Origin of the sequence: Acetonema longum DSM 6540, from assembly GCF_000219125.1 — a bacterium.
Classification (GTDB): Bacteria; Bacillota; Negativicutes; order Sporomusales; family Acetonemataceae; genus Acetonema; species Acetonema longum.
The window spans coordinates 1-12,476 of the sequence record NZ_AFGF01000039.1 but is presented as its reverse complement, the minus strand read 5'-3'; the positions used below and the strand labels follow the sequence as shown (position 1 = coordinate 12,476).

General features: G+C 52.5%; 10 protein-coding genes. 1 reads left to right on the top strand and 9 read right to left on the bottom strand.

Translation table 11 applies throughout. The annotated features are described in order from the left end of the window. Positions 1-58: 58 nt before the first annotated feature. The 9 genes from ALO_RS04700 to galT all read right to left on the bottom strand — a co-directional run bounded on the left by ALO_RS04700 (position 59) and on the right by galT (position 10,766). Positions 59-1,204, bottom strand: coding sequence for an amidohydrolase (locus tag ALO_RS04700; RefSeq protein WP_004093369.1), 1,146 nt, complete (start codon positions 1,202-1,204; stop codon positions 59-61). Positions 1,205-1,333: 129 nt separating this feature from the next. After that, positions 1,334-2,380, bottom strand: coding sequence for a galactose/methyl galactoside ABC transporter permease MglC (gene mglC / locus ALO_RS04695; protein ID WP_004093368.1), 1,047 nt, complete (start codon positions 2,378-2,380; stop codon positions 1,334-1,336). A 16-nt stretch (positions 2,381-2,396) separates the two neighbouring features. Further along, entirely contained in the window at positions 2,397-3,914 is a 1,518-nt protein-coding gene (locus ALO_RS04690) for a sugar ABC transporter ATP-binding protein (RefSeq protein WP_004093367.1), read from the bottom strand. A 98-nt stretch (positions 3,915-4,012) separates the two neighbouring features. After that, positions 4,013-4,987, bottom strand: a complete 975-nt coding sequence (locus ALO_RS04685; protein ID WP_050806971.1) for a galactose ABC transporter substrate-binding protein — start codon at positions 4,985-4,987, stop codon at positions 4,013-4,015. Positions 4,988-5,153: 166 nt separating this feature from the next. After that, positions 5,154-6,389, bottom strand: coding sequence for an ROK family transcriptional regulator (locus ALO_RS04680; protein WP_004093365.1), 1,236 nt, complete (start codon positions 6,387-6,389; stop codon positions 5,154-5,156). A 274-nt stretch (positions 6,390-6,663) separates the two neighbouring features. Then, on the bottom strand, positions 6,664-7,662 hold the full coding sequence (gene galE, locus ALO_RS04675) for a UDP-glucose 4-epimerase GalE (protein ID WP_004093364.1): 999 nt from the start codon (positions 7,660-7,662) through the stop codon (positions 6,664-6,666). 13 nt (positions 7,663-7,675) lie between these two features. Further along, positions 7,676-8,620 carry an aldose epimerase family protein gene (locus tag ALO_RS04670; protein WP_004093363.1) on the bottom strand — a complete coding sequence of 315 codons (945 nt, stop codon included), beginning with the start codon at positions 8,618-8,620 and terminating at the stop codon, positions 7,676-7,678. Further along, entirely contained in the window at positions 8,617-9,777 is a 1,161-nt protein-coding gene (locus tag ALO_RS04665) for a galactokinase (RefSeq protein ID WP_139025322.1), read from the bottom strand. Before ALO_RS04665 ends, ALO_RS04670 begins: the two co-directional genes overlap by 4 nt. Positions 9,778-9,788: 11 nt before the next feature. Further along, positions 9,789-10,766: a galactose-1-phosphate uridylyltransferase gene (gene galT / locus ALO_RS04660; protein ID WP_040292758.1), complete on the bottom strand. Its 978-nt coding sequence runs from the start codon at positions 10,764-10,766 to the stop codon at positions 9,789-9,791. Positions 10,767-11,033: 267 nt separating this feature from the next. On the opposite strand from galT, the gene ALO_RS04655 reads away from it, so the two are divergent. Beyond that, positions 11,034-12,380, top strand: a complete 1,347-nt coding sequence (locus ALO_RS04655) for a hexokinase family protein (RefSeq protein ID WP_004093359.1) — start codon at positions 11,034-11,036, stop codon at positions 12,378-12,380. Positions 12,381-12,476 lie beyond the last annotated feature (96 nt).

The window sequence follows — 12,476 nt, the reverse complement described above, 5'->3', positions numbered from 1 at the left end:
ATGGGGCAAAGGGTTTTATTAAAACCTATGCCCCCATCCCTTTTAGCTTACCTTGAGACTATTGGGTCACGTCTTCCGCCAGACCGTCGACTATAACCAATTCCGGGCGAGAAGACAATTGCAGAGGATGGCCGCTCCAGACTACCAGATCGGCGTCCAGCCCGGGAGAGATGCTGCCGACCCGGTCAGCCAGCCCGAGAATCCTGGCGGCTTCCGCTGTCACTATTTTCAGAGCCTGCTCCTGAGGCAGACCGAACCGGGTGGCAAGGCCGGCGTAAACCGGCAGGAAGCAGCTGGGGATGACCGGATGATCGCTCATCATAGCGAAACGAACACCATGGCGGTAAAGAATGGCCGGCGCAGCCATATCCTTATCTTTCAGTTCCATTTTGCTGCGGGTGATAAGGGTTGGTCCCACAATCACCGGCACGTTTTCCCTGGCCAGCACATCGGCGATCAGGTGCCCTTCAGTGGCGTGTTCAATAATAATATCCACATCAAACTCTTTGGCGATGCGGATGGCGGTCACAATGTCGTCCGCTCTGTGAGCATGAGCCCGCAGCGGCATTTCCTTGCGCAGTACTTTGGCGATTGCCTCCAGCCCCATATTATACGTCCGGTCTTTCTCCTCCTGTTTTTTCATATACTCCAGGGCTTTATGAAAGGTCTCGCGAATCAGGGCTGCCGTAGCCATACGAGTCACCGGGACTTTTTTGTGATCTCCGTAGACCCGCTTGGGATTTTCCCCAAAGGCGATTTTAAGTCCTGCGTGTTTACGGACAATCATTTCTTCAACTGTATCTTTTTGCTTGGTCTTGATCACCACACATTGTCCGCCGATCGGATTGGCGCTGCCGGGGGCCACCATCACGGCGGTAACGCCGCCCCGGTAGGCGTCGGTCAGCCCCACGTCCGCCGGATTGATGGCATCTATGGCGTGGATGCCGGGGGTAACCGGATCGCTCTTTTCATTCACATCCTCACCGGCCCAGTCCATGGATTCGCCGTAAAGGCCTAGGTGGGTATGAGCGTCAATGATGCCGGGGGTAATGACTTTGCCGGACGCATCTATGACTTGATAATTGGACGGAATAGCCAGATTTTCACCTACAGCCTGAATCTTTCCGTCCCGGATCAGGACGGTGCCTTTCTCCAACGGTTCGCTGCACATGGTTAAAATTTTGGCGCCTGTCAGTGCAATCATAGTTTATCTTCCTTTCTATGCTTTGCCAATGATTCCATTGTACCGCTGGCTTCAGCCTGACGCAAGGATAAACAAAATGATGAAAACCCGCGATGGTTCACGGGTTTTCATCATTTTGAATTTGGCCTTCTACTTTCTGGTCAGGTATTTGCGGATATCAAAGGCCACTGCCGACACAATGATCAAGCCTTTTATGATCAACTGCCAGTATGGATTGACCCCGATAAAGGTGAGGCCGTAGTTAATGACGCCGAAAATAAGCACGCCGGCAAGGATCCCAGGCACAGTGCCAATACCGCCGGAAGTAGATACCCCGCCCACCACGCAGGCAGCAATGGCGTCCAATTCATACATGTTGCCGTAGTTATTGGTAGCGCCGCCGGTCCTGGCTGCTTCCAGCACTCCGGCCATGCCATAGAGGCTGCCGGCTATGGCGTATAATACCAGCAGATTCAGCCGGACATTAATACCGGAGACGACGGCTGCATTCACATTACCGCCAATGGCATACATATTTTTCCCCAACCGGGTCTTATTGAAGATCACCCAGACGATGGCCGCAATTACGATGGCAATCAGCACAATGTAAGGAAAGGAAAAAGACTCACCACTGAAGGTGCCGGAGCCGATATTGGTGAAATCAGCCCGAAGGCCGCCAATGGGTTGAGACTCATTGGGCTTCATATCAAAATAAATGGAATTGACCCCGTATACAATGACCATGGTTCCCAAAGTGGCGATAAACGGCGGGACACTCAGTCGCGAGACGATAAAGCCGTTGATCAGCCCTACAGCCAGTCCTGCCAGCACCGCCAGCAAAATCGGCAGCCATATAGGCAGATCCGGCAAGTTCGGATAAAACCGCCGGGAATAGTCAGCCACTTGCAGCATGGAACCGGACAAAACCGCCGATAAGCCCACCACCCGCCCGATAGAAAGATCAACGCCGCCCGTGATGAGGACAAATGCCGCTCCCAGGGCGATAATCACCCGGGTGGCCGATTGCAGCGTAATATCCCGCAGAGTGGTTATGGATAAAAAGCGAGGGTCGTAGACAGCGATAATCGCAATCAGAGCTACCAGAACAATATAAATAGCATTTTGCAAAACAAATTCCCTGATGCGTCGAGGGGCAAAGAACGGGGATAGTACTGTTTTCTTTGTTTCTTCCTGCATTCACGAAACCTCCTGTTCACGCTAGACGCCGGGTTGCAAGGCGCATAATTTCTTCTTCCGTAGCGGTCTTTCCGTCAATGATGCCGGTAATCCGGCCTTCACACATAACCATGATCCGGTCCGACATACCCAAGAGTTCCGGCATCTCCGAGGAAATCATGATGATACTCTTTCCCTGTTTGGCCAGAGCGGCGATGATGCTGTAGATTTCAAATTTAGCGCCAACATCAATACCGCGGGTCGGTTCATCAAGGAGCAATATGTCCGGTTCAGTCAGTAACCAGCGGGCGAACAGCACTTTCTGCTGGTTGCCGCCGGACAGATTTTTAATGAGAGTGGCGATGGAGGGTGTTTTCACCCGCAGTTTTTCGATCCCGGCGATTGCCTCGGCCTTTCTTTTTTTCTCATCCAGGAGAAAATAAGATGTTTCGTAGGACGAAAGCCTGGCCACCGCCGTGTTTTCCAGTACCGACAGTACGGGGAATATCCCGGTTACCCGCCGTTCCTCAGTTAAGAGGGCAATTTTCCGTTTCTTAGCATCCAGCGGCGACTTAATTTGGGTCTCGACGCCATTGAGATAAATCTTGCCTGCCCCTATCGTCCGCATGCCGAACAGCGCTTCCATCAGTTCGGTGCGCTGGGCTCCTACCAGTCCGCCAATGCCCAGGACTTCGCCCCGGCGCAATTCAAAGTGGATATTCTGAAAGGATTTGGCATCGGGGGAGGTAAGACCCTCCACTTTCAGGATTACGTTACCCGGCGCGTTGCTGCGTTCGGGAAACCTCTGACTCAGATCGCGGCCCACCATTTTGGTTATGATCATATCGGTGGACAATTCGGCGGCCGGCCAGGTGCCGATATATTTACCATCCCGCATGACACTGACTTCATCCGATATTTGCAGGATTTCTTCAATTTTGTGGGAGATATAGATAATCGCGACGCCCCGCCGTTTTAAATCTCCGATGATTTTAAACAGCTGTTCCACTTCGTTTCCCGTCAGGGATGAGGTCGGTTCATCCATGATGATCACTTTGGCGTTATATGAAACGGCTTTTGCGATTTCAAGAGATTGTATCTTTGATACGGACAGGTTCCTGACCAATGCATAGGGATCGATATCGATTTCCAGTTCTTTCAGCAGCTCCGTCGTATCCTGATACATCTTTTTCTCATCAATGAGCTGAAAAGGTCCGAAGCCTTTCACCGGAAAGCGCCCAAGCCAGATATTTTCCATGATATTGCGGTGGGGAACCGGGTGCAGTTCCTGATGGATCATTGATATGCCGTTGTCAAGCGCCACTTTGGAGTCACGTATGTCCATTTTTTGACCGTTCAACACGATTTCCCCGGCATCCTGCCGATAGATTCCAAAGAGGCATTTCATCAGCGTCGACTTTCCTGCGCCGTTTTCCCCCATCAGAGCATGCACTGTGCCCGCACGCACCTTGAGAGTCACATTGTCAAGGGCCTTTACGCCGGGAAATTCTTTAGAGATATGGTTCATTTCCAATAAAAATCCGGTTTCTGCCACGCTAACGCCCCTCTTTCCTGTGAGAGCACTTTTTTATATCGTGCGATAAGAGATCAAGAGGGCAAGGAAGCCCTGCCCTCCTGCCTCCCGTGAGAAGTTTATTTCGCGTCGTTCATGTTTGCCTTAGTAATCTTTTTATAAGGGATCCAGATATACTTCCCATCCACAATCTCATAACCGCTGTTCTCTTTGTTGGGGGTTTGTCCCTGAGCCAGTACGTAAGTCAGGTTAAAGGTAGCCTTGCCCTGATTTTTGGCGTCGTTCAAAACAGTGCCCAGCATGGTCCCTTCTTCCAATGCCTTAAGGGCAGGAGCCGTAGCATCAACTCCGACTACCGGCAGGAATTTGCCGTCTTTAAAATAGCCATTGGCTTTCAAAGCTTCGATGGCGCCGAGGGCCATATCGTCATTATTGGCGAATACCGCTTCGATTTTGTCGCCATGGGCTGCCAGAAAGGCCGCCATTTTTTCCTGGCCTTTCACACGGTCCCACATGCCAGTGTCTTCGGCAACCTTCTCAACTTTAATGCCGGCATCCTGCACAGCCTGGACCGAGTATTTGGTGCGCAGTTCAGCATCCTGATGACCGGGTTCGCCTTTTAGCATTACATACTGGAGAACGCCGTCCTTATTTTTGTCCATTTCGGGATGGGCTTTCCAGTGATCCACAATTAGCTGGCCGGATATAGTCCCGGACTCTTCGGCTTTAGCGCCGACATAATATACTTTATCCCACTTTTTCATATCTTCCGGCAGCGGCTCCCGGTTGAGGAACACCACAGGAATGTTGGCTTTTTTCGCCTTGTCAATAATCACGCCGGCGGCGGTGCGGTCAACCGGGTTAATCGCCAGAGCGTTGGTCTTTTTGGTGATAAACAGGTCTACTTTGTCATTTTGGGTAGGCTGAGAATTTTGGCTGTCAACAATATCCACCTGGGCTTTGCCTTCTCCTGCCTGGGAAATGGCATTTCTGACACCGGTCATAAACGTATCATCGAATTTGTAAATAGCCACTCCGATGGTGGGCTTTCCTTTGGTATCCTGGGCCTGCTGCCCGCCGCAACCGGCCAGCATCACTCCCAGAATCAGCGAGAATACAAGGATCTCTTTCCAGTACCGTTTCACAATATGCCCTCCTTCAAAATCCTTTTTGGACCATTTATATATCATAAAACAGCCATACCGCGTCAAGGCTGGTAAATCGCCTTGCCGGCCGGTATCTCCGCCTTACAATAACCCCTTATAAGCGGCTTGCGGTTTTGCCTTGAACAAGCCACGCCGTTTTCGTAATTTCCGTAAAGACCATATCCGCTGCCCCTTTTAACGTATTTTCGGTCGTCCTTTCCGAAAAATGAATTTTCAGAATACTACTGCAGCTTTCGAAGGCTCTTTCCCGGACAATCCGGTTCAGCGTATCTTCTATATGCGACTGGGCCTTGGCGATGCAGCCGCTGATTACAATCAATTCAGGGTTAAATATATTCACCAGATTGGCAATGCCAATACCAAGATACCGGGCTACCCGGTCCAGCATCTGCAGGGCCAGGCTGTCTCCCATGTCGGCGGCCTGATATACGGTGTCGACGGTTACCCGGTCCGGATCTCCGTCCGCCAAGTCATCCACACAGGAAGGCTGTCCTTCCTTCATGGCTTTTACCACCAGTTCAACCAAGGCGTCTTCTGAAGCCAAAGCCTCCAGGCAGCCATAATTGCCGCACCGGCAGAGAGGCCCGGCCACATCCACCGTGGTATGGCCCACTTCGCCGGCGCTGCCGTTCATACCCCGGTACAGTCTGCCGTTGATCATGATGCCGGCGCCAATCCCATGGCTGACTTTCAGCAAGATCATATTGGCGGTATCTTTCATGGAGCCATAGTGGTATTCTCCCATAGTCAGCACTTTTGCGTCGTTTTCAATAAAAGCAGGCAGCTGAAATTTTTCTTCCAAAATAGTTTTGAGAGGAAGGTTCTTCCATCCTATATTCAAGGCAAAGACAACGATTCCTTCCCGCAGCCGCACCGGTCCGCGGACTACCACGCCGATGGCCGCAACGGGAGCCGTAGCCGCTTTGCGGCATTGATCAATCATCTGCAGCATAAGGTCTAAAACTGCGGCTTCCTTCATGCCTTTGATACTATTTGTTACTTCAAAATGTACCTGCAGTTCCGGATCAATCGCATATCCCATGATGACTTCCGACCGGATATTCATGATGATGACCTGGGATATGCCGCTGTTGATTTTAAGCAGCAGCGGCGGCCGTCCTCCGCTGGATTCACCCATCCTGTATTCTTTGATCAGCCCCGAGTCCAGCAGTTTGCCGGCAATATTGGTAACGGTGGGCGGCGTCAGACCGGTTAGTTTGGCGATATCCGCTCTTGACACCGGTCCGTGGCGCCGGATGATATCAATAACCGGTGCTTCGTTGATGCCGGGTCCTGTTGGCCTGGGGCTCACCGGTGTGAATTCCTGCATTGCATCCTCTCATCCTTCCTTCCAGAAGTCTGTTGCAAAACTCATCAAAGCAGCCTCGAATCCAGGATCGTTCAAAAAGGCCGAGATGCTAGATCAGAGAGACGCTCTGCGTCTCCGTACTGTGAAGAATTCAGATAACTTTTCACTGAGGAGAGATCATCTACTACTACCACGCTCCGAAAAGTCATGAATTCTGGTACAACGCGACGAGGACGGACGTGAGACTGTAGAACGCCCGCCCGCAGGAAGCTGAAGTGACGCGGTTGGGTCTTTTTCAACGGTCTCCCAGCCGGGGGAACCCGTCTGGATTGGCTCGGTGCCAGCGCCAGGCTGTGGCGATGATTTCTTTGATATCGGTGTATTGAGGCTGCCAGTTCATGTCGCGTTTTATTTTTGCCGCGCCTGCCACCAGCACCGCCGGGTCGCCTGCCCGTCTGGCGATGACTTCCTGGCGGATTTTTATCCCGGTGACGGTTTCCGCCGCTTCGATAATTTCCTTTACCGAAAAGCCGCTGCCATTGCCCAGGTTGTATACATCAGAACCGTGTCCGCCGTAAAGCGCCTCCAAGGCTAACCCATGGGCCTGGGCCAGGTCAGTGACATGAATATAGTCCCGAATGCAAGTGCCGTCCTGAGTCGGATAATCATCACCGAAAATTTTGATGCCATCGCTTTTTCCCAGGCAGGCCCGCAGTACCAGCGGCACCAGATGGGTCTCAGGCTCATGGTCTTCGCCGATATCGCCGGCAGGATCAGCCCCGCAGGCATTAAAATAGCGCAAAGCAATGTACTTCAGGCCGTAGGCCCGCGAGTAATCATCCATGGCATTTTCCATGGCCAGCTTGGTACGGCCGTAAACGTTGGTAGGATTCTTGGCCGCATCCTCGGTAATCGGCGTGATTTCCGGCTCGCCATAAACCGCCGCTGTGGAGGAAAACACCAGCTTGCCAACCTTGTTGTCCAGCATAACATCCAAGAGATTTAAGGTCCCCTGAACGTTATTACGGTAATAGTCCCGGGGTTTTCCCATGGATTCACCCACCAGGCTGGCAGCCGCAAAATGGACTACCGAGCTGATGGCATAGCGCTGTATGGTATCAATCAGCTTGCCGCTGTCTAATAAATCTCCCTGAACAAACACGCTCTTGCCCACTGCCTGGCGATGGCCTTTCACCAAGTTGTCGTAGACCACCACCCGGTCTGCTTTCTTTTCCAACAGCCGTACGGTGTGGGAGCCGATATAACCCGCGCCGCCGGTTACTAAAATATTCATAAGTCTTGCCTCCTCAATCTTCTTGGACAGAGTTTAACTCAATATCCATGTCCCATTCCATCGTACTGCCCGGTTCAATGGGGAGCAAGCTTTCTTTTTCCCTTGCTGTTTTCAATGAATCATAAAAGCCTGTGGACGGCTCCAGCGCGCAGTTGTATTCTCCTTTAAAGCCGCCTTCGTTGATCCATATCCCGAGATAAGGTACATGATATCTGTCAAACGACAGCTTGTAGACCAACCGGCCCTGATTTAAGGTAAGGGCGGCTTCGCCTTGATTGACCCTGCCGGCTGCGTAGAACTTTTCCGTCTTCCCAGCGGTTTGGGCCTGAATGCGGTCCAGGTAAAGGGAGTTGCCGCTCCTGTTGGTCGTAATCGGAAAGCTATGTTCCGTCCCGGCCGGTCCCATCAGGCAACTGTTATGAACCGTGATCACCCGGTCTGCAGCGGGCAGGATCAGCCGGGTGGCTTCATCGCAGGCAGTCAGGCCGTGAAAGGCCCATAACCCGTAAAGAGGAACATCACCCCGGTTATGTACCCTGTAGGCCAGGCGGACCTTATTGCCATCCAGAGCAGCTGCCCGGGTAAAAACGTAGGGCAGGGCCACTCCCGTTACTTCCGTAATAAGCGTTTCTCCGGCCACAGTCGCCCGCCACGGCAGGCTCCACAATTCACCATGGTCCGGCAGCATCTTGCCCCGGTATGCCTCATAAGGATAGGGACAGGGGTCAATGGTGGGAAACATCTCATCGGCGCCGGAGGTATCATAGGCTGCAAAATCCCCGCCGTATTCCGCCTGGCGGTAGACACCGGCAACCGGCTGAAACAGGACTTCAAAATCCTGGGGTTTATAAACCAGGGAAGCGATTTTAGCACCCAATTCCGGCAAAATCATCAGCCTGACCCAGTCATTTTCCAGAACATAACCTGGCAGGCCTTTATAGTCTCGGGTATAGATCATAGCGGGTTGACGCCGTCAGAGATGCCGGCCACATAGAACGCCGCTGTTCGGCTGGTACTCTTTTGATACCCTGCCGCCACCGCCGCCTGAAATGATTCCAGCCGGGCGGTTTCCACCAGGGCAATGGCGCAGCCGCCAAAGCCTCCGCCGGTCATCCGGGCGCCGATACAGCCGGGAGTTGCCAGGGCATGGTCAACGATGGCGTCCAGTTCCGGACCGCTGATCTCATAGTCGTTTTTCATGGAAGCGTGGGATTCGATCATCAATCGCCCAAAGCCGGTGATGTCGCCTTGTTCCAGAAGATCGGCAGCCTTGAGCACCCGGCTTTGTTCCGTGACCGCATGCCTGGCCCGCCGCCGCAACACGTCATCAGCCGCAAGCCTCGCCACATCATCCAGGGAGGCCTGGCACAGATTATCCAGGGACCGCCCCTGCCGGAGCAGGGTCAGAGCCTGTTCGGCTTCCGTCCGGCGCTGGTTGTAGCGGGATTCGGTCAGTTCCCGTTTCTTGTTGGTATTCATAATGACCAGACTGTACTCTCCTAAGACAAAAGGGATGTATTTATATTCAAGAGTCTGGCAATTCAGCAATATGGCGCAGTCGCGACGCCCCATGGCAACGGCAAACTGGTCCATAATGCCGCAGTTAACCTTAACAAACTCATTCTCGACTTTTTGACTCAGCCTCGCCAAGGCCGGCCGGTCGACCGTTGTCTTACCGCTGGCGTATTTCAGCATAAAGCCGGTCAATACCAGCATGGCCGCGGAAGAAGAGAGTCCGGTTCCATCCGGCAGGTTGCCGGAAAATAGAATGTCGCAGCCTTGCAGCTTCTGGCCGCCTGCCAGCAGGTACTGGATCATTCCTTTGGGATAATTGCCCCAGCCGTCCCGCTCACAATACTCAAGGGGCCGGTTCAGGTCAAGGGCCACCTCTAAGGCCATATTGGTTGATTTCAGCCGGACCAGTCTGTCCTGCCGCCAGCGCAAAGCGCTGTAAATCCCCAGGGTTATCGCCACGGGAAATACATAGCCACCGTTGTAATCAATATGTTCTCCGATCAGATTCACCCGCCCGGGAGCAAAGAAGCAGTGGATTTCACCTGGCTCCCTGCCGTATTCCCGTTCAAACAACGCCTTGAGTTGCTTTGTATCCAGCATGATCATTCCCCTTATTTTCCCGTAAATTGGCGGTAAGCCTGCCGCAAGGACTCCGCCATCGGTTCCAGCGTGTTTGGATTGCAGGCGGCCCAGGCCCCCATTTCAGAGGAAGCGTAATATTTGATTTTATTGGCTTCCCGCAGAGGCGTGTAAAATTCAATATGAAAATGATAGTAGTCTCCGGCGTCCTGATACTCGTCGCAATTCACCGGCAGCTGGTGAAAACACATCATATAGGGAAATAGTTTATTAAACAGGGTGTCAAAGGCGCCGGTAATGTTTTTCAGCATAACTGCCAGGTCGCGTTTTTCTTGCTCGTCAAACTGAGCGATATGGCCTTTATGATTCTTGCTAACAATGAATACACCGTAAGGATAATCGGTAAAATACGGCAGATAGGCCAGGAAACCTTCATTTTCGGCAATGATCCGCTGCTTAAAGGCGGTTTCTTCCCGGTTCATGTCACAAATCAGGCAGCGCCCCTGTTCCTGAAAGTAATCCCGGCAGCTGTCCAGCTCAACCTGAATTTTTTGCGGCAAAAACGGATAGCCGTAAATTTGTCCATGGGGGTGAGGCATGGTCACTCCCACTTCTTCTCCCCGGTTTTCAAACTCAAAAACGTATTTGATTTTGGGGTCCTGAGCCAGGGTCGTATACCTTTGCGCCAGCAGACAAACCAGCTTATAGATATGCTCCGCCGACAGGGAAGGCAGCGTGCTGTGATGATCGGGAGAATAGAGAATGACCTCGCATTTTCCATAATTGGGCGCCGCCTTATAGGGGCCGCCGGCCGCCACATCCGGTTGGCCGGGATCGACCGTCAGAGCCGGAAAGTCGTTATCATATACATAGACGTCGTAATCTTCCGGAACTTTGCCCGAACCGGGACAAAAGGGGCACCAGTCCTTAGGAAGATGCGGTCTGAACTGTCTGTTGCCGGCAACAATGGTCCAGGTCCGCAGCAAGGGATTCCATCTGAGTTCCGCCATATTTCCCTCCATAAAACCATTCGTCATAATTTTGCCTGTTTTATTTATAGTAATTTTTTTATCTTTATTAAATAATTTATTAAGTGTAGGATAAAACATTCGGCATTTTCATTAAAATTCCTTGTTTCGTTTTACTGGACTTTTCAAAAAATACATAAATGTTTATTAATTTTTTAATTAACTGCCAGGATTTTTTATCTGGTACGCCGTATGTAATTGATAGATTTAAGCCGTATAAACAGATTTTTTTTGCGGGAGGTTCCCCATATGTCCAATTTAACTCAGGCGATTCGCCAATTGCAGGAGGAGTTTTCAGCGGATACGCCGCAGCTTCATTCCATTGCCGCCGATTTCCGGCGGGATATGATCAATGGCCTGGCCGGCCGCCCTTCTTCTCTGGCTATGCTGCCCTCCTTCCTTACCCGGCCTTCAGGCCAGGAGCAGGGCATTTTCCTCGCTCTCGATTTCGGCGGCACCAATATACGGGCCCTGGCAGTAGAACTGCTGGGCAACGGGAGTTTCCAGATCCGGGATCGCCAGGCTCTCCCCCTGGTGGATCCGGCTGGCGGTTACAATCTGATTGCCGACTCTGCCACAGCCGAGGAACTTTTCGGTTTTCTGGCCTCTCAGCTGGCTAAATTGATCCCTTCTTCCGATATCCATCTCCTAGGCCACACCTTTTCTTTTCCCTGCCGCCAGACAAGTGCCAACGATGCAATCCTCCTGTATTGGACTAAAGAAATTAAAACGTCCGGCGTGGAAGGCCGCGATATTGTACAATTATTAAACACCGCCTTATCGCAGCAAGGCTTGTCTCACATCCGCCCGGTGGTCATCCTCAACGATACCGTAAGCGCTCTGATTGCCGCCGCTTACAGCGATATCCGGACCGATATCGGCTCTATCTGCGGCACCGGCCATAATACCTGTTATCTGGAACCCACCCCACCCCAGGGGACACAGCCGATGTATATCAACCTGGAATCAGGTAATTTCGACAAAATCCCGGGAAATATCTACGACATAAGGCTTGACCGCCACAGTGAACGGCCGGGGACAGGCCGCCTGGAGAAGATGTGCTCGGGCCGTTATATCGGAGAACTGGTCCGGCTGGTGATCCTCGGTCTCATGGAACGAGACCTTATTTGGGGCGGCCGCGTCCCAGCCTTTTTTGCCGCGGCTAATATCCTGTCCGGCGAGGACCTGGCCCTGTTTCTGTCTGATGCCACTCCCAGACTGGAACGAATCGCCGCCTGGCTCAACAGCCGCGACCCGGCAGCCGGCCACACACTCGCCGACCGCTCGCTGTTCAAGACAGTTGCCTCCCTTGTGGTAACACGCTCCGCCCGTCTGGCAGCCGTCACCTATACCGCTGCCCTCCGGCACATGGACCCGGACATGTCCCAGCCCCATACCATCGCCATCGACGGCTCTCTTTACGAAAAAATGCCCGGTTATGCTCAAACGATTCACACCACGCTAGGCGATCTCCTGGGTGAAAAATCCGGACTCGTCCGCTGCAGGCTGGCCAAGGACGGTTCCGGTGTGGGAGCCGCCGTTGCCGCCGCTATCTGCGGTTCGTTCCAGTCTGCCGATCCGGCGTTCTCCGGCTGAGACTTCAAGTATAACAGCAGAACAGGCGGATAATCACTACTGCTTGTCCGCCTGCAATCTGTCAGCTTTCCATTATGCAAAAAGCGAAAACGGACC